Consider the following 17,965-nt stretch of genomic DNA (forward strand, 5'->3'; position numbering starts at 1 on the left):
CCCCCACAGGCCGGCCCCTCCCCGACGGCCCCACCCCCACGTTCTCCCCACCGGGTTCCGCACCCCGAGACGAGTTGGAGCACCGATGCCCCAGCACGTACCGTCCACGCTGCGCACCGCGTCCCCCCACGCGCCGCAGCACCCTCCGGCGCTCCCCCCACAGCCGCGCCGGATCGTCTTCCTCGCCCACCGCGACCTCGGCAATCCCTCCGCCGGCGGCTCCGAGCTGCTGGTCGACAAGCTCGCCGAAGGGCTGACCCGGCTGGGACACCAGGTGACCCTGCTGTGCGGCGGCCCCGCGGCGTTCCGCGACTACCGGGTCGTCTCGGCGGGCGGCCCGTACGGGCACTACCTGCGCGCCCGGTCGGCCTTCGCCCGCCAGGTCGGCGACTGCGACCTGCTGGTCGAGGTGTGCAACGGCATGCCGTACCTGGCTCCGCTGTGGCACCGGGGCCCGACCCTGTGCCTGGTCAACCACGTCCACACGGACCTGTGGGCGATGCGTTTCGGCGGCCCGCTGGCGCCGGCGGCACGCCTCGGCCGCAGACTCGAACACTGGGCGCTGACCGGGGCGCAGCAGCGCAACCTGCTGGTCGCCGTGTCGTCCTCGACCGCGCACGCCCTGCGCGCGATCGGGGTCGAGCGGGAGCGGATCCGCGTCGTGCACAACGGCGTCGAGGAGCCGGGGCCGCGAGCCGAGCGCTCGTCCGAGCCGCTGTTCGTCGCCGTCGGACGGCTCGTCGAGTACAAGCGGATCGACCTGCTGCTGCGGTTGTGGGAGCGGGTACGGCCGGTGACCGGCGGGCGGCTGGTGATCGTCGGGGACGGGCCGGAGCGCGAGCGGCTGGAGCGGGCGGCCGGGCCCGGTGTGGAGTTCACCGGGTACGTCTCCGAGGCCGAGAAGCACCGGCTGCTGTGCGCGGCCTGGCTGCTGCTGCACCCGTCGGCGGTGGAGGGCTGGGGCCTGGTCGTGACGGAGGCGGCGGCCCGGGAGACGCCGAGTGTCGCCTTCGACGTGCCGGGACTCAAGGACTCCGTGGTCGACGGCGAGACCGGGATCCTGGCGCGCGGTGAGTCCTCGTTCGCCGCGGCCTGGTGCGCGCTGGCGCTGTCCGCGGAGCGGCGGGAACTGATGGGCAAGGCGGCCCGGGAGCGGGCGGCGCAGTTCCGGTGGGACCGGACGGTGCGGCAGTTCCGGGTGGTGGCCGCGGAGGCGGTGAGGGGCTGGGGACCGTGACGCCGCCCCGGCGCCCGCGGGGCGGTGCCGCGCCCGTCGCCGCCCCGCGCCCCGCGAGAGCGGCCCCCTACAAGGACCCCTCCTTCCGGCGCTCCCTGACCCTGTTCCGTGCCTTCCTGCGCGAGCAGGACGACCCCGGGGCCTGCTACTCGCTGCTCGCCCGGGACGCCGTCGACCAGGTCGAGGCCTGGGACGGGCCCGTGGCGGGGCGTACCGTCCTGGACGTCGGCGGGGGCGGCGGGTACTTCACCGCGGAGTTCCGGCGGCGCGGGGCGAACGCGTTCCTGTTCGAGCCGGACGTGGCCGAGCTGGGCGAGAAGCCGCCCGACGCGGCCGTCGTCGCCGACGGATACCTGCTGCCGCTGCGGGACGGTGTCGCGGACGTCACCTTCTCCTCCAACGTGCTGGAGCACGTCGCCGACCCGGAGACGTTCCTCAGCGAGCTGGCGCGGGTGACCCGGCCCGGCGGGCTGATCTACGTGTCGTTCACCAACTGGCTGTCGCCGTGGGGCGGGCACGAGTGGGCCCCCTGGCACTACCTCGGCGCCGAGCGGGCCCGGGCCCGTTACGCCCGGCGGACCGGCAGGCCCGCCAAGCACACGCTCGGCGAGAACCTGTTCGCGGTGCACATCGGCCCCACCCTGCGGCAGGTGCGGGCCCGGGACGACGTCACGGTCGTCTCGGCGCGCTCCCGCTACTGGCCCTTCCTCGCGGAGGCCGTCGTCAAGGCGCCCGTGATCCGCGAGTTCGCCACCTGGAACCTCCTCCTCATCCTGCGGCGGTGTCCTACATGACGACGACGGTCCAGGCTCCTCCCCCGGCAGCCGTCCCCACCACCACGACCGCGTCGGGCCCGCCCGACGGTCCCCGGTCGCGGCGCTGGCTGCTGGGTTTCTGGGCCGTGGTGTTCGTGCTGTTCCTGGCGGTGCAGCCGGGGCGGCAGACGTTCGACACCAAGCTGGGGGTGACCACCGATCCGGGCCGGTTCCTCGCCGACCTGGGGCAGCTGTGGCACGACCGGGCCGGGTTCGGCGGCATCCAGGACCAGTACGCCGGCTATCTGTGGCCGATGCTGCCGTTCTACTGGGTGGCCGACCTCGTCCGGCTGCCGGTGTGGCTGGCGGAGCGGCTGTGGCTGTCGGTGATCGTGTCCGTCGCCTTCTGGGGGGCGCTGCGGCTGGCGGAGCGGCTGCGGGTCGGCAGTCCGGCGTCCCGGCTGCTGGGGGCCGTGGCGTACGCGCTGTGGCCGCTGTTCACGACCGTCATCGGCTCCACGTCGGCCGCCGCGCTGCCCGGGGCGTTCCTGCCATGGGTGCTGCTGCCGCTGACGGACGAGCGGTACACGGCCCGGGTCGCCGCCCTGCGCTCGGCGCTGCTCGTGCCGTTCATGGGCGGGGTGAACGCGTCGGCGACGCTGGCGTCCCTGCTGCCGGTGGGGCTGTACCTGCTGTCCCGGCCGCCGGGGCCGCGGATGCGCAAGCTGATCGCCTGGTGGGCCCCGGCGGTGATCGTGGTGACGGCCTGGTGGTGGGTGCCGCTGCTGCTGCTCGGCGTCTACGGGGAGAACTTCCTCCCCTATATAGAGACCGCGCGGACGACGACGGACACCATGTCGGCGACCGAGGCGCTGCGCGGGGCCGGGAACTGGGTGGCCTATCTGCACTTCGGTGAGGCGTGGCTGCCGGCCGGGTGGACCGTGGCGTCCTCCGTGCTCGTGATCGTGTGCTCCGCGCTGGCGGCCGGGCTGGGCCTGGCCGGGCTGGCCCGGCGGGACGTGCCCGAGCGGCGGTGGCTGGTGCTGACGGTACTGGTGACGGCGCTGGTGCTGCTCGCCGGATACGGCGGGGCGTTCGGGGCGCCGTTCCACGACGGGGTGCAGGGCTGGCTGGACGGGTGGCTGTCGCCCTTCCGCAACATCTACAAGTTCCAGACCGGTCTGGCGCTCGCGCTCGTGCTGGGCCTGGCCCATCTGGTGGGGGTGGCCGCCGAGCGGCGCGGGGCCCGGCCGGTGCGCGGCCGGCGTCTCGCGCCGCTCGTCGCGGCCGTGCTGATTCTGCCCGGGCTGCTGTGGCCGTACCTCAACGGCTCGATCCTGAACCCCGGTTCGTTCCGGAAGCTGCCCGCCTACTGGCAGGCCACGGCCGACTGGCTGGAGAAGTACTCGCCGGACTCGCGCGCCCTGGTCGTCCCGGCCACCGCGCACGGCGTCTACACCTGGGGCTCCCCCATCGATCAGCCGCTCGACGTGCTCGCCGAGTCGCGCTGGGCGCAGCGCGACTACGTCCCGTTCGGCACGCCCGGCAACCGGCGCGCCATGGACGCCGTCGAGCAGGCCCTGCTGTCCGGCGGCGAAGTGCCGGGCCTGGCCGACTACTTGAGCCGGGCCGGGCTGTACTACGTCGTCGTGCGCAACGACCTCGACCCCGACCAGATCGGCGCCGTACCGACCGCGACCGTCAAGCGCACGCTGGAGCAGTCGGGGTACGAGCGGGTCACGGGGCTCGGCCCGGTGATGACGGGCGGCCGGATCGCGCAGGACGCCCCGCTCCAGGTCGAGGGGCTGTACCCGCGGCAGCGGGCCGTGGAGATCTACCGTCCGGCGGGCGAGGACGTCGTGCGGCCCGGGCAGGCCGCGCTCGCCCCGGTCGCCGACACGGCCGTGGTGTCCGGCGGGCCCGAGGCGCTGCTGCCGCTGGCGTCCGGGCTGCGCGGGCGGGCCGCCGTGCTGGCCGGGGACGACCACCCGGGGCTCGGCACCCCGGCGGTGCAGGTGGTGGGCGACGGACTGCGCCGGGCCGACACCCGGTTCGGGCTGGTCAACGCCAACACCTCGTACACGTACACGCGCGACGAGCGCAACGCGTCCGGGGCCCAGCAGGACCCGGGCGAGAAACCGCGCCAGATCCTGCCGGCCGAGGGCACCGAGCACCAGACGGTCGCCGAACTGCGCGGCGCGCGCTCGGTGTCGGCGTCCTCGTACGGCAACTGGCTGTTCCACCTGCCGCAGTACGACCCGGTGAACGCCTTCGACGGCAACCCGGACACCGCCTGGACGGAGGGCTCGCCGGACACGCCGGACGGGCAGTGGCTGCGCATCGGCTTCACCGGCAGCTACGCCATGCCGTCCTCCTTCAAGATCACGCCGCTGCCGCAGGGGAGCGTGCGGGCGGCGGCGACGAGAGTGCGGGTGGAGACCGAGAAGGGCGAGCGGACCAGCTTCCTCCAGCCGAACGGCACGACCCAGCGGGTCAAGGCACCCGAGGGCGCGACGCGCTGGATGAAGCTGACGATCGTGGACTCGGTGGAGCGCCGGGCCGGTCTGACCGGCGCGGGCTTCTCCGAGATCGACCTGCCGGACGTGCGGGTGACGCGGCTGCTGCGGCTGCCGTCCGACGCGGACGAGGCGAGTGCCGCCGCGACCGTCGTCTCCCTGCACCGCGCAGCCGACCCGACCGGCCTGTCCCCGACCGGCACCGAGGCGGGCCTGCACCGCCGCTTCACGACCCCGGCCGCCGGGACGTACGAGGTGAAGGCGCGCGCGGTGCCGGTGCCCGGCGCCGCACTCGACGAGCTGCTGTACGAGGTGGCGCCCGGGCAGCAGGCCCGGATCGTCGCCACCGCCGACTCCACGGCACGCCTCGGGGCGGGCATCGGGGCGCGCAACCTCACCGACGGCGACCTGACGACGGCGTGGATCGCGGGCGACCGGCCGACGATCCACCTGCGCTGGGAGGGCAAGCAGCCGGTCGGCGAACTGGTCCTGGCCCCCGCGGGCGGGCTGTCCACCCGCGCCTCGGAGGTGCACATCAGCTCCCCGGACGGCGCGGCCGTCGCCGGTGTCGACAAGAACGGCTGGGTCCGCTTCCCGCCGATCACCACCGACCGGCTCGACATCACGGTCACCGAGACGGCCCCGCTGACCCTGCACAACCCGGTCGCCGACGAGGACCTGCGCCTGCCGGTGGGCCTGACCGAGGCCTACCTCCCCTCCCTCGACCGGTACCGCACCCCGCAGCCGGACGGCACCCGCGCCTTCTCCCTGCCGTGCGGCAAGGGCCCGGACGTGGCGCTGGACGGCGAGCTGTACCAGTCGGCCGTGAAGGGGACCGTGCGCGACCTGGTGGAGCGGCGGGGCGTGGAGGTGACGCTCTGCCAGGAGGGACGCGGCGACGCCGAGGTGCGGCTGGCGGCGGGCGAGCACCGGCTGGAGGGCGGCGACGCGGGCCCGCTGGCGCTCACGGACGTGACCCTGACCCGCGGGACGGTGCCCGAGACCGCCGCCGGGCGCGACCTGCGCATCCGGGACTGGCTGGGCGACCGGCGCGAGGTCACGGTCGGCTCGGGAGCGGCCTCGTACCTCACCACGTACGAGAACTTCAACGACGGCTGGCGGGCCACGCTGGACGGCAAGGAGCTGACCCCGGTCCGGCTGGACGGCTGGCAGCAGGGCTGGCGGATCCCGGCCGGGTCGGGCGGCGCGGTGCGGCTGTCGTACGAGCCGGCCACCACCTACGACATCGGGCTGATCGGCAGCGGTGTCGGCATCGCGGCGCTGCTGGGCCTGGCGGTGTGGCGCCGCCGCGCACCGAACCCCGACGCGCCGCAGCCCGCCCCGCCGCTGCCCGGGCTGTGGCTCGGCGCGGTGGCGCTGACGCTGGTGGGCGTGGTGGTCGCCGGATGGCTGGCGCTGCTGGTCCCGGCGCTGGCGCTGCTCGCCGCGCGGCGGCACGCGCTGCTGGTGCCGCTCGCGTTCGCCGCCCTGGCCGGGGCGGGGATCGCCGCGGCCTTCGGGGCCGGGGAACCGGTGGGCGCGGGCGGGGGCGCGTTCGGGCACGTGGCCCAACTGCTGGCGCTGACCGGCCTGTTCGCGGGGCTCGTGAGCCTGCGCGAGCAACCGGCGTCGGAAGCTCCGACGCGGCCGTTGCCGAGGACGGACCCCGGGGAGGGCAAAACCGTATGACGACACCGGTGCGCGTCCCGTTCCCGGTGGTGGACGAGGTCTCCCGGCACTGCCTGCAGGAGGAGGAGCCGGAGACGGTCCACATCGAGGTGCACCTGCCGGGCCCCCTCGACCACGCCCGTCTGCGCAAGGCGTTCCTGGAGGCGCTGCACCGGCATCCGCGCATCCTCATGCGGGAGGCGCCGGGGCCGTGGTACCGGCGGCGTTACGAATGGGAGCTGACACGCGAGCCGGACGTGGAGGTGGTGACGTTCGCGCCGCCGGGTCCCCGCGCCCTCCAGGACGCCCGGGCCCGGGCCCTGGCGCAGGCCCCGCCGCTGTCGCAGTCGCCGCCGGTACGCCTGGAGGTGGTGGACTCGGTCCTGCTCCTCACCATCAACCACACGGCCCTCGACGGCCCGGCCTGCCTGCGGATCCTCGCGACGGCCGCCGAACTGTACGGGGGCAGGGACAACTCCCCGGCCGCGCCCCCGGTCCGTCCCGCCGAGCCGCACCGGGAACCCCCGGACACCCCCACCAACTGGGCGCCCCCGGCCCGCGTCGCGCGGGGCACGCCCGAGCCGTCCCCCGGCAACGGCATGCTCGTCGCCGAACTGCCCCTGCCGCACCGGCCCAAGGGCTCCCCCTACACCGTCAACGACCAGCTGATGGTCACCACCGCCCTGACCGTCGCCCACTGGAACCGGGAGCACGGCGCCCGGCCCCGGCCGCTGCGCATCACCATGCCCGTGGACGACCGCCCCCGGGACACCTCGATGCCCATCGGCAACGGCACCCGCCTGGTGGAGGTCCCCTTCGCGCCGCGGGAACTGCGCGACCCGCACCTGCCGGACCTGCTGCGCCGCACCGCGGAACGCACCCGGGCGCTGAAGTCCCTGCCCCGCCCTCAGCTGGGCCACGGCGCCACCCTGCTCACCGCCCCCTGGGCGCCGGTCGCCGCCCGGGCCGCACTCACCCGCACCCTGCGCCGGGCCGCGGCGCCCTGGACGTCGACGACCCTGCTGAGCAACATCGGCCGCATCCCGTACCCGCTGGACTTCGGCGAGGAGGCGGGCCGCGCGCACGCGGTCTGGTTCTCCGCCCCGGCCCGGATGCCGCGCGGCCTGACCGTGACGACCGCCTCCACGGCCGGCCGCCTGCACCTCGCCCTGCGCTGGTCCCGCGCCCTGCTCGGCCCCGGCGACGGCGCCCACCTGCGCGACCTGTTCGAGCACTACCTGCACACCACGGAGGCCACGTCATGACGGCCGGACCGGCCACCGCGCCCCATCCGGAAAACCTGCGCGACTTCTACGAGAACCCGGCCGTCCCCGTCGCCTCCGGCACCCCGCGCAGCCTGCGCCAGGCCCGGATGCTGGCCCGGGCGCTCGGACCGGCCGCGGGTCACCCGAGGACCGTCCTGGACATCGGCTGCGGCGACGGCACCGCCGCGGCCACCGCCGCCCCCCTGCTGCCCGGCCACCGCATCGTCGGCGTCGACTGGTCGCAGGACGCGCTGCGCCGCGCCCGCACCCGCGTCCCGTACGCGGTGCGCGGTGAACTCACCGGCGGGGGACTGCCGTTCGCGTCCGGCTCGGCCGACGCCGTGCTGTTCAGCGAGGTGATCGAGCACCTCGTCGACCCGGACGCGGCGCTGGACGAGATCCGCCGCGTGCTGCGCCCCGGGGGCCATCTGATGCTGTCCACGCCGAACCTGGCCGCCTGGTACAACCGGGCCCTGCTGCTCGCGGGCGTGCAGCCGGTCTTCTCCGAGGTCAGCCTGCGCGGCATCCACGGCCGCCCGGGCAAGGAGGTCGTGGGGCACCTGCGGCTGTACACGCCGCGCGCCCTGCGGGAGTTCGTCGCCGCGTCCGGGTTCACGGTCGTACGGCTGGAGGGCGCGCCCTTCCACGGGGTGCCGCGCCCGCTGCGGCCCCTGGACCGGCTGGCCTGCGCCCGGCCCCAGCTCGCGTCGATCCTGCTGCTGCACGCCCGGAGGACGTAGCCCATGTGGTGGGGAGTGGCCGCGGCCCTGCTGGCGAACACCCTGTACAGCCTGGGGTTCGTACTGGAGAAGCGGGCGCTCACCTCGCTGCCCGAGGTGAGCGTCCGGCAGCCGGCCCGGCTGCTGCGCCTGGTGCTCGGCAGCCCGCTGTGGATCGGCGGCTCCCTCGCCCTCGCCGCCGGTTTCGGCGCCCAGCTCGTCGTCTACCGCACCCTGCCGATCGCCGCCGCGCAGGGCATCTTCGTCTCCGGCCTGGTGCTGCTGGTGCTGCTGTCGGCCCGGTTGCTCGGCGAGGAGACCAGCGGCCGGGAGCGGTACGCGCTCGGCGCGATCCTGCTCGCGCTGCTCATGGTCGTGCTGTCGCTGCGCGAGGGCACGGACACCGTCAGCCAGGACGCGCCCTACCCGCTGATCCTGCTGGTGTGCGTGCCGTCGCTGGCGGCCGGGGTGTGGCTGTACGGCTCCGCCGAGCGGCGCGCCCGCAACCGGCACCGGCGCCCGACGACCGGCGTCGAGTACGGCGTGGCCGTGGGCCTGCTGTACGGGGTCAGCTCGCTGGCCATCAAGGGCGTCTCCAGCCACCTGACGACCGACGGGATCGGCGGCGCGGTGCTGGACCTGCTGAGCTCCCCGTACCCGTATCTGCTGCTGTTCACCGGCGTGTTCGGCCTGGTGATGTCGCAGGCGGCGCTGCAGCGCTGCCGTGCCTCGCTGATCGTGCCGGTGTGCACGACCGTGACCAGCCTGTTCACGGCGGTGCTCGGCACGCTGTCGTTCGGCGAGGCCCTGCCGCACGAGCCGCTGCGGCTCGCGCTGCGGGTGGCGGGCACGGCCCTCGCGGTCGCCGTGCTGCTGGCCATGCCGAAGCACGACCCCGCTTCCCGACCCACCGCACCTGCCGAGGAGTTGGCATCCCCATGAAGCCCGACGACCCGCTGCTGAAGATCCTGGCGTGCCCGCTCGACAAGGGCCCGCTGCATCTGCTGCCCGAGGAGGCCGGGCGGGCGGAGGCGCTGTACAACCCGCGCCTGCACCGCCGTTACCCGATCGTGGACGGCATCCCGCAGCTGCTGCCGTCCTCGGGCGAGCAGGTCCCGGACGACGAGCACGAGGAACTCCTCACGAGGATGGCACCGTGACCAGCCTGGCCGCCCGTCTCGCCCCCTTCCTGCCCACCCGGCTGGTGGCCGCCGCGGCCCGGGCGCTGTACCCGCGGTTCGAACCGGAGCTGGCCCGGCTCGCCGAGCTGTGCCCGGCCGGCTGCGGGACGGCGGTGGACGTCGGCGGCTGGTACGGGCCGTGGACGCACCGGCTGGCGGCCCGCGCCGAGCACGTCGTGACGATCGAGCCGGTGCCCCATCTGGCCCGGTTGCTGGCGGCCGCGACCCCGCCGAACGTCCGGGTGGTGCGCGCGGCCGCCTCGGACCGGCCCGGCATCGCCCGGCTGTGGCTGCCGGCGGGCGACTCGGGCGACCGGGGCGTCTCCTCGCTGGTGCGGCGCGACATCCACGGCCGCGCCCTGGACGTGCCCAGCGTCACGCTGGACGAGCTGGGGCTGCGCGAGGTGGGCTTCATCAAGATCGACGTCGACGGCAACGAGCCGGCGGTGCTGCGCGGCGCGACCGGGCTGCTGGCCCGCGACCGGCCCGCCCTCTTCGTCGAACTGGAGTCCCGCATCCAGCCGATCGCGCCCGTGGTGACGTACCTGGCCCTGCTGGGTTACGAGGGCTGGGTGCTGCCCGGGGACACCTGGGTGCCGCTGGCGAAGTTCCCGCTGGAGGACCACCAGGCCCGCGCCTCCTACGTCGTCTCGCACGGACTGCTCCGCCGCGTCCTGCCCTCCCCGCTCCTGCGGGGCCCGCGCTACGTCAACTCGGTGCTGTTCCTGCCCGACGGCCGCCGTCCCGGCTCCGCCCGGGTGGGCGACGATGGGTCCCATGCCCTCCGGAAAGCCCCCCGCTAGCCCGTTCACCCCGCTCGACTTCCAGCTGGTGCTGCTGCGCCGCATGGCCGACCACAACCCCGGCCTGGTCGAGGACGCCCGGCACCGGCTCGGCGTGTCGATCGCCGGCATGCGCGAGGCCAACAAGCGCTGGCAGGCGATGGTCCGCTCCCCGCGCTCCCGCGCGCCCCTGTCCCTCCCCCGAGTTCTCGGCTCCGCTCGAACAGGGGGGACCCCCATCCGCTCGGTCCTGGGCGAACCGGAGTCCCGCGCACCCCGCCGGATCGGCGACCTGGACTGCGAGGCGTGGCTCTGGCCGGTGCCGCTCTGGCCGGACCTGCGCTTCGAGGTGCTGACCGCCCCGAACGGCAGCGTGTGGAACGAGTGGCTGGTGCGGGCCCCGGGCGCCCGGGGCCCGCGGCTGCGCACGCTGGACGACCTCACGCCCTGGTCCTGCACGGTCGACGAGGCGGCCCGCGCCTTCGCCCCGGTCCGCCCCCTGGAGGGCTCGGCACCGACCAGGTGGGGCCTGGCGTTCACCGCTCCGGACGGGCGGGGCGTGCGGCGGGAGGCCGTCGCCGAGTTCACCTGGGGGCTGCTGCAGCGGGTCGCCGTCACCGGCACCGGGGCCTGAGGGGCGCCGCTGCGGTCAGCCGGCGGCGGCCAGCACCGCCCGCACCACCCGGGGCACCGAGTCCGGGTGCAGGTACAGGAACAGGTTCGGCTCGATCAGCTCCAGCTCCATCACCACGGGCTCCCCGTCCGGCCCGGTGACGAGGTCCACCCGCGCGTACAGCAGCTCGGGATCACCGGGCACGGCCGCCAGCGCCCGCTCGGCGACGGCCAGTTCGGTGGCGGTCGGCTCCCAGGGCCGCACGTCCGGGTGGGCGACCTTGTCCGCGTCGTACGGCGTCCCCGGGGCGAGGACGGCGCCCTTGACGGTGGCGTGCAGCAGCCGGCCGCCGAAGAACTGCAGGGCCCGTTCGCCGTCCGTGTCGATCGCGGCCAGGTACGGCTGCACCATCGCGGTGAACCCCTCGGCGTGCATCCGCTCCACCTGCCGCACGGCGGCCTCGCGCTCCCCGGCCCGGTGACGGGCGGCGTAGCGTGCCCCGGCGCCGGAGGTGGGCTTCACGACGTACTCGCGGTCGGCGGGCAGCTCCACTGGGTCGCCGGGCGCGAGGTAGCGGGTGGGCACGACGGGCACCCCCGCCCGCGCGAGCTGCCCGAGGTAGCGCTTGTCGGCGTTCCACCGCACCACGTCGAGCGGATTGACGAGCCGTGTCGCCTTCGCGCAGCGCCCGGCCCAGGCCGTGAACTCGGCGGCGCGCCAGCTGTAGTCCCAGGTGGAGCGGATCAGGGCGAGGCCGAAGCCCGCCCAGTCGGCGTCCGGGTCGTCCCAGGGCACGGCGACCGCGTCGGCCCCGGCCTCGCGCAACGCCCCGGCCAGCACGGGCAGGTCCCGGTCCTTGTGCTCCTCGCCCCCCGGGTCGTAGGTGACGAGCGCGATGCGCGGGCTCCCGGCCACGGCGACTCCATCCTCGGGCAGACGATCGATTCCGGCTTCCGCCGCAGGCTAACAACCGTGCCCGGACCCGCGACAGCGCGCCCGCGGCGGGCGGCCCGGCCGCCGTGTGGTGATCGCGCCGAGGACGGCACGGTGCCGCGAGCGTTTCTTCCGGCAGCCGATGGTGTACGGAAAAGTCGTGGTGGCCGTCGTGCCGGCGGCCGCCCCGGCCGGTGACGGTCGTACCCGGCCGGGGCCGAACCAGGAAACCGGCCCCCGCCCGACCACCGGCAACCGGCAACCGGCAACCGGACGCAACGACCAAGGAGATGTGAACGCGTGACCCCTCTCTTCCCGGCCCTGACCGCGCACCCGGCCGACCGGCCCGCCCTCCGATTCGGCGAGCGCTCCCTGACCTACGCGCAGCTCGCCGCCGCGGCCGGGGCGCTCGCGGGCCGCTTCGGCGGGGCCACGCGGGTCGCCGTCTGGGCGACGCCCACGCTGGAGACGGCCGTCGCGGTCGTCGCCGCGCTGCTGGCCGGCGTGCCCGCCGTGCCGCTCAACCCGAAGTCGGGCGAGAAGGAGCTGGGGCACATCCTGTCCGACAGCGCGCCCGGCCTGCTGCTCGCGGCCCCGGACGACCGGCTCCCCGCCGCCCTCGCGGACCTCGACCGGGTCGACGTCGACGTGCACGGCACCGGGCCCGCCCCCGGGGACCGCGGCGGGGACGAGGACCCGGCCCTGATCGTCTACACCTCCGGCACGACCGGCCCGCCCAAGGGCGCGGTCGTCCCGCGCCGGGCGATCGCCGCCACCCTGGACGCGCTGGCCGACGCCTGGCAGTGGACCGGCGAGGACGTCCTGGTGCACGCCCTGCCGCTGTTCCACGTCCACGGCCTGGTCCTCGGCATCCTCGGCCCCCTGCGCCGCGGCGGCTCGGTACGGCACCTGGGCCGGTTCAGCACCCGGGGCGTCGCCCGCGAGCTGAACGGCGGCGCGACCATGCTGTTCGGCGTGCCGACGATGTACCACCGGATCGCGGAGGCCGTGACGGGCGAACCGGAGCTGGTGAAGGCCCTGACGGGGGCGCGGCTGCTGGTGTCGGGCTCCGCCGCGCTGCCCCTGCACGACCACGGGCGGATCGCGACGGCCACCGGGCGGCGGGTGATCGAGCGGTACGGCATGACGGAGACGCTGATGAACACCAGCGTCCGCGCCGACGGAGAGGCCCGCCCGGGCACGGTCGGCGTGCCGCTGCCGGGCGTGGAGCTGCGCCTGGTCGAGGACGACGGCTCGGAGGTCACCGCGTACGACGGGGAGACGGTGGGCGAGATCCAGGTGCGAGGCCCGAACCTGTTCACCGAGTACCTCAACCGGCCGGACGCCACCGCCGCCGCGTTCACCGCCGACGGCTTCTTCCGCACCGGCGACATGGCGGTGCGCGACCCCGACGGCTACGTCCGGATCGTCGGCCGCAAGGCCACCGACCTGATCAAGAGCGGCGGTTACAAGATCGGGGCGGGCGAGATCGAGAACGCGCTGCTGGAACACCCGGGGGTGCGCGAGGCCGCCGTCACCGGGGAGCCGGACCCCGACCTGGGCGAGCGGATCGTGGCGTGGATCGTGCCGGACGACCCCCAGGCGCCGCCCGCGCTGGAGGAGCTGGCCGACCATGTGGCCGGGCGTCTCGCCCCGCACAAGCGGCCCCGGGTCGTCCACCACCTCGACGCCCTGCCCCGCAACGACATGGGGAAGATCATGAAGCGGGCGCTGACCCATGGCTGAGCGGCTCTCCGCCCGCGAGGTCCTCACCGCCGTCGCCGACGAGGCGACCTTCGGCGAACTGCCCGCCCCGGCGCGGATCTCGCCGCCCGACGGCCCGCTGGCCTGGCCCGGCTACGACGCCGCCCGCGCCCGGGCCGCGGCGGCCACCGGCGAGGAGGAGTCGGTGGTGTGCGGCACCGCCCGGGTCGGCGGCACCCGGGCGGTGCTGATCGCGTTCGAGTTCGGCTTCCTCGGCGGTTCCCTCGGCGAGCGCACCGGCGACCGGCTGGAGGCGGCGTACGCGTACGCCCGGGAACGCCGCCTGCCGGTCGTGCCGCTGGTGGCCACCGGGGGCAGCCGGATGCAGGAGGGCATGCGGGCGCTGACCCAACTCCAGCGCGTGGCCCGGCAGTCGGCGCTCACCCGGGACGCCGGTCTCGCCCAGGTGGCCGTCCTGCGCGACCCGACGACCGGGGGCGGCTGGGCGACGCTGGGCGCCGGCGCCGACGTGGTGCTCGCGCTGCCCGGAGCGCAGGTCGGCTTCGCCGGTTCCCGGGTGCGGCCCGCGGACGCGGACCCGGCGGCGTACACGGCCGAGGCGCAGGTCGCGGCGGGCGCGGCGGACGCGGTCGTCCCGCCGGCGGAGCTGCGTGCGACGCTGGCGCGCTGGCTGCGGCTGCTGACCTGCCGGTCCACCACGCCCGCCCCGCCGCCCGAGCCGCTCGGCGAGACCGCGGTCCTGCCCGCCACGGGCTGGGACGCCGTCCGGCGGGCCCGCTCGACGCTGCGCCCGCGCGCCGCGGCCTACCTGGACGCCTACTTCACCGACCGGGCCGCGATCAGCGGCGACCGCTGCGGCGGCGCCGACCCGGACGGCATGCTGTGCGGCTTCGGCACGCACGAGGGCCGGACGATCGCGTACGCCGCGCAGACCGGGACCGCGACCCGCCCGGCCGGCTACCGCACCGCCGCCCGGCTGATCCGCCTCGCGGACCGGCTGGGCATCCCGGTGCTGACCCTCGTGGACACCCCGGGCGCCGCCAACGACGCCGAGGCGGAGCGGCAGGGCGCGGGCGCCGCCATCGCCGACCTGTTCGGCGCGGTGGCGAGCGCCCGCACGCCGCTGACCACGCTGGTCGTCGGCGAGGGCGGCTCGGGCGGCGCGCTGGCCCTGGCCGCGCCGGGCAACACCTGGGCCACGCCGGACAGTTACTTCTCGGTGATCGCGCCGGAGCTCGCGGCGGCCATCCTCAAGCGGCCGCCCCGCGAGGTGGAGGCGACGGCGGACCGGCTGCGCATCCGGCCGCAGGACCTGGTGGAGCTGGGGGTGATCCGGGGGACGGTCGGACCCTGAGGTACCGGTGGCTGCCGTGCACGCCATCAAGTACCGTCCGTCACAACAGGAACGCTCAACGCGAGGACGACGGGGGTGTCGTGGACGGGCTGGTCGAGTTCAGAACCGGGGACGGTGCGGTGGTCACCGTCGAGGCGGCCGAGGAGCGCACCGGGTCCCGCCTGGTCTCCCGTGGCGACGGCACGGTCCAGGCGGCCCGCACGTTCGAGGGCGCCCTGGACGGGGTGCGGGCGGCGGCCGAGTCCGCGCTGCGGGTGTTCCGCGACGGGTCCCTGAAGCCGGACGGCGTGGAGATCGAGTTCGGGGTCAAACTGTCCGCCGAGGCGGGCGCGTTCATCGCCAAGGGCACCGCCGAGGGCCACCTGGTGGTCAGACTGACCTGGTCCCCGGCCGCCCCGGAGGCGCGCCCGGCCTCATGAACAGCGCCGAGTGGCACGCCCGGATCGAGTTACGGGGCCGCGTGAGCGGAGCGGGCTTCCTGGTCACGCCCCGTACGGTGCTGACGTGCGCCCATGTGGTGGGCGACGGCGAGGAGCTGGCGGTGAGCTTCACCGAACTGCCCGGCACCCCGCCCCTGTCCGCCCGCGTCGTCGCCCACGGCGGCTGGAGCGGCGGCGCCGCCGCCCCCGGGGACCTCGCCGTGCTGGAACTGGAACGGGAGGTGCGGATCGCCCCGGCGGCCCTCGCCCCGGTCGGCGCCGCCCACGGCACGCCCCCGCGCAAACTCGTCGTCTACGGCTACCCGGCCGGCTACGACGAGGGCACGCTCGCCGAATACCGGGTCACCGCCCCGCAGTTGATCCGGCGCGAGTGGCTCCAGCTGGAGGCCTGGCACGCCGGCGGGCAGCCCCTGGCGCCCGGCTTCAGCGGGGCCGCGGTCACCCTGGCCGACACCGGTGAGGTCATCGGCATGGTCACGGCGGCGGCCGACGCCCCGGACGTGCGCACCGGCCGGATGATGCCCACGCAGGTCATGGCCCGCTACTGGCCCGCGCTGGAGGGCCTGGTCCCCACCGCCGACCACACCACCGCCGACCGGGCCCGGCTGCGCGCCCTGGTCGAGAGGGCGGCCCACGCGGGCGTCGACTGCGACCCGGCGCGGCTGTACAGCGCGGCGGCCGGACCGTTCGACCCGCCGCCGCCCGAGGAGGGGTTCGACTCGCTGTGGTCGGCGGCCCTGTTCGTGCTGTGCGAACTCGACGGGCCCGGCGCCGCACGGACCGTCACCCGGTTCGCCGACCGGCTCGACGCACTGCTGCACACCCCGGCCGTGACCCCTGCGGCCCCCGACTGGTCGCCGATCCTGGTCGAACTCGGCCACAGCGGGGCGGGCGACGGCCTGGTCCGGGTCGAGGTGTCCGCCCACAGCGAGGGGCGGCGGCACCCGGTCGACTCCGGCACGGTCGAGCAGCACCGGCTGCCCGCGTACGTGCAGGACCGCATCGAGGCGGCGTTCCGGTACCTGACCCCCGGCGCCGACGAGCTGGTGGCGTTCGCGCTGCCCCGGGACTGGCTGGACTGGCCCGTCGACCGCTGGGAGAGCGCACCGGACGACACCACCCCGCTGGGCTGCCTCTACCCGCTGGTCGTCACCGACCACGCCCGGCGCAAGGCCAGCACCCGGCACGTGCTGACCCGGGCGTGGAAGCGGCTCGACGCCTTCCCGGGCGCCCGGCTGCACCGCGTGGAGTGCGGCGGCCCGGAGGAACCCGGGCGGCTGCGGATGCGGCTGCGCCGGCCCGACGCCTGCCTCGCCGGGTTCGGCACCGCCCCGGCCGCCTCCCGTACCCGGCCGCAGTTCGACGTCTCGCTCACCGCGCCGGCCCCGGTGATCGTCTGGTCGCGGGGCGGCTGCGGCTCCGGGCAGGAGGACTGCGAGGGCGCGGACGGCTGCACCGGCAAGACGTTCCTGGACGCGCTCGACGCGTGCGTGGCGGCCGTACCGCCCGCCGAACTCCCGCGCCACGTTCTCGCGTTGCGCGAGGAGGCGCACGCGGAGGAGGACCACTGGGCGCGCGGCATCCAGCTGCTGTGGGACGACCCGCGGGTCTTCACCGACCCGCACGCCGTCGTCGTGCCGCACGCGGGGTCGCCGGTGTCCTGACCCGCCCGGGGCCGCCGGACGGCGGCCCGACGCGTCCGGCGCGTCCGACGAACAGCTGCACGAAACGGAGAGCGGAGAACACCCCCCATGCCGCACTGGTCCGTCTACACCGGCGACCACGAGCCGCACGACGGCATCGACGACCTCCCGGCCCCGCCGCCCTGGCGGGCCTTCGACGGCGGCCCCGCGCTGCCGCCGCCCCACGACGGCGACGACACGTCGGCCATCTCCCCCGACCGGGTGCACCGGGCGAAGTCGTACGTCGCCACCCCGGAGACCGTCCGGCTGGTCAACGCCGCGCTCGTGCTGCGCCGGCCGCTGCTGGTCACCGGCCCGCCCGGCACCGGCAAGTCCTCACTGGCCTACGCGGTCGCCCGGGAACTGCGGCTCGGCCCGGTGCTGCGCTGGAACATCACCAGCCGCAGCACGCTCGCCGACGGTCTCTACCAGTACGACCCGCTGTCCCGGCTGTACGCGGCCCGGGAGGGGAAGGACCGGCCCGGCGCCGTCGAGGACCATCTGCGCCTGGGCCCGCTCGGCACGGCCCTGCTCCCCTACGAGCGGCCGCGCGCGCTGCTCGTCGACGAGATCGACAAGAGCGACCTGGACCTGCCCAACGACCTGCTGAACGTCCTGGAGGAGGGCCAGTACGAGATCCCCGAACTGGTGCGCGCCGCGCGCCACTCGGGCGACGGGGCGGCCGAGGTCCTCGCCGACGGCACGGACTCGCCCGTCACGGTCCACCGCGGCCGGATCCGCTGCCGGGCCTTCCCGTTCGTCGTGCTGACCAGCAACGGCGAACGCGAGTTCCCGCCGGCCTTCCTGCGGCGCTGCGTCCGGCTGAAGCTGCGCCGCCCCGACCGCGACCAGCTCACCGACATCGTCCGTGCCCACCTGGACACCCCCGACGGCGACGCCGACCGGTTGATCACCCGCTTCCTGGAACGCGCCTCCGGCGGCGAACTGGCCACCGACCAGCTGCTGAACGCCCTCTACCTGACGGGCGTGGCGGGCCTGGACGCCGACTCGCGCGACGACCTGGCGGAACAGCTGATGCCGTACCTCAGCGCGACGGCGGACGGCGATGGCTTCTGACCCCGGCACACCGTCCCC

Annotated in this window: 15 protein-coding genes; 14 read left to right on the forward strand and 1 reads right to left on the reverse strand. The window is 75.7% G+C overall.

Features of this window, described 5'->3' with window-relative positions; translation table 11 throughout:
• Positions 1-85: 85 nt before the first annotated feature.
• Genes ACF07N_RS11680 through ACF07N_RS11720 form a run of 9 tightly spaced genes read left to right on the forward strand, consistent with a single transcriptional unit; the run spans position 86 to position 10,757 of the window.
• Positions 86-1,237, forward strand: coding sequence for a glycosyltransferase family 4 protein (locus ACF07N_RS11680; RefSeq protein ID WP_392111190.1), 1,152 nt, complete (start codon positions 86-88; stop codon positions 1,235-1,237).
• The gene (locus tag ACF07N_RS11685) at positions 1,234-2,031 is read left to right on the forward strand and encodes a class I SAM-dependent methyltransferase (protein ID WP_392111193.1); all 798 of its coding nucleotides are present in this window, start codon (positions 1,234-1,236) and stop codon (positions 2,029-2,031) included. Before ACF07N_RS11680 ends, ACF07N_RS11685 begins: the two co-directional genes overlap by 4 nt.
• The gene (locus ACF07N_RS11690) at positions 2,028-6,197 is read left to right on the forward strand and encodes an alpha-(1->3)-arabinofuranosyltransferase family protein (RefSeq protein ID WP_392111196.1); all 4,170 of its coding nucleotides are present in this window, start codon (positions 2,028-2,030) and stop codon (positions 6,195-6,197) included. The genes ACF07N_RS11685 and ACF07N_RS11690 overlap by 4 nt, the downstream gene beginning before the upstream one ends.
• Positions 6,194-7,441, forward strand: a complete 1,248-nt coding sequence (locus ACF07N_RS11695; protein ID WP_383322909.1) for a condensation protein — start codon at positions 6,194-6,196, stop codon at positions 7,439-7,441. Before ACF07N_RS11690 ends, ACF07N_RS11695 begins: the two co-directional genes overlap by 4 nt.
• On the forward strand, positions 7,438-8,181 hold the full coding sequence (locus ACF07N_RS11700; protein WP_392111199.1) for a class I SAM-dependent methyltransferase: 744 nt from the start codon (positions 7,438-7,440) through the stop codon (positions 8,179-8,181). The genes ACF07N_RS11695 and ACF07N_RS11700 overlap by 4 nt, the downstream gene beginning before the upstream one ends.
• A gap of 15 nt (positions 8,182-8,196) precedes the next feature.
• On the forward strand, positions 8,197-9,102 hold the full coding sequence (locus ACF07N_RS11705; RefSeq protein WP_392112381.1) for a hypothetical protein: 906 nt from the start codon (positions 8,197-8,199) through the stop codon (positions 9,100-9,102).
• Positions 9,099-9,320, forward strand: a complete 222-nt coding sequence (locus ACF07N_RS11710) for a Trm112 family protein (protein ID WP_383322900.1) — start codon at positions 9,099-9,101, stop codon at positions 9,318-9,320. Before ACF07N_RS11705 ends, ACF07N_RS11710 begins: the two co-directional genes overlap by 4 nt.
• Complete coding sequence (locus ACF07N_RS11715) at positions 9,317-10,144, forward strand: FkbM family methyltransferase (RefSeq protein WP_392111202.1); 828 nt, start codon at positions 9,317-9,319, stop codon at positions 10,142-10,144. The genes ACF07N_RS11710 and ACF07N_RS11715 overlap by 4 nt, the downstream gene beginning before the upstream one ends.
• A complete protein-coding gene (locus tag ACF07N_RS11720) occupies positions 10,110-10,757 on the forward strand; it encodes a hypothetical protein (protein WP_392111205.1) in 648 nt (215 codons plus the stop codon). Before ACF07N_RS11715 ends, ACF07N_RS11720 begins: the two co-directional genes overlap by 35 nt.
• Before the next feature lie 15 nt (positions 10,758-10,772).
• Here the strand turns inward: ACF07N_RS11720 and ACF07N_RS11725 are convergent, their stop codons facing one another.
• Positions 10,773-11,651: a RimK family alpha-L-glutamate ligase gene (locus ACF07N_RS11725; protein WP_392111208.1), complete on the reverse strand. Its 879-nt coding sequence runs from the start codon at positions 11,649-11,651 to the stop codon at positions 10,773-10,775.
• Between the two features lie 318 nt (positions 11,652-11,969).
• Here ACF07N_RS11725 and ACF07N_RS11730 point away from each other — a divergent pair, with 318 nt between their 5' ends.
• The 5 genes from ACF07N_RS11730 to ACF07N_RS11750 all read left to right on the forward strand — a co-directional run bounded on the left by ACF07N_RS11730 (position 11,970) and on the right by ACF07N_RS11750 (position 17,947).
• Positions 11,970-13,415, forward strand: coding sequence for an acyl-CoA synthetase (locus ACF07N_RS11730; protein ID WP_392111211.1), 1,446 nt, complete (start codon positions 11,970-11,972; stop codon positions 13,413-13,415).
• Positions 13,408-14,748 (forward strand): carboxyl transferase domain-containing protein, encoded by a 1,341-nt coding sequence (locus tag ACF07N_RS11735; RefSeq protein WP_392111214.1) that lies wholly within the window; start codon positions 13,408-13,410, stop codon positions 14,746-14,748. Before ACF07N_RS11730 ends, ACF07N_RS11735 begins: the two co-directional genes overlap by 8 nt.
• 80 nt (positions 14,749-14,828) lie before the next feature.
• Entirely contained in the window at positions 14,829-15,167 is a 339-nt protein-coding gene (locus ACF07N_RS11740) for a CU044_2847 family protein (RefSeq protein WP_383322882.1), read from the forward strand.
• Complete coding sequence (locus ACF07N_RS11745) at positions 15,164-16,852, forward strand: trypsin-like peptidase domain-containing protein (protein ID WP_392111217.1); 1,689 nt, start codon at positions 15,164-15,166, stop codon at positions 16,850-16,852. The genes ACF07N_RS11740 and ACF07N_RS11745 overlap by 4 nt, the downstream gene beginning before the upstream one ends.
• An 87-nt stretch (positions 16,853-16,939) precedes the next feature.
• On the forward strand, positions 16,940-17,947 hold the full coding sequence (locus ACF07N_RS11750; protein ID WP_392111220.1) for an AAA family ATPase: 1,008 nt from the start codon (positions 16,940-16,942) through the stop codon (positions 17,945-17,947).
• Positions 17,948-17,965 lie beyond the last annotated feature (18 nt).

Origin of the sequence: Streptomyces sp. NPDC015242, assembly GCF_043079125.1 — a bacterium.
GTDB lineage: Bacteria > Actinomycetota > Actinomycetes > Streptomycetales > Streptomycetaceae > Streptomyces.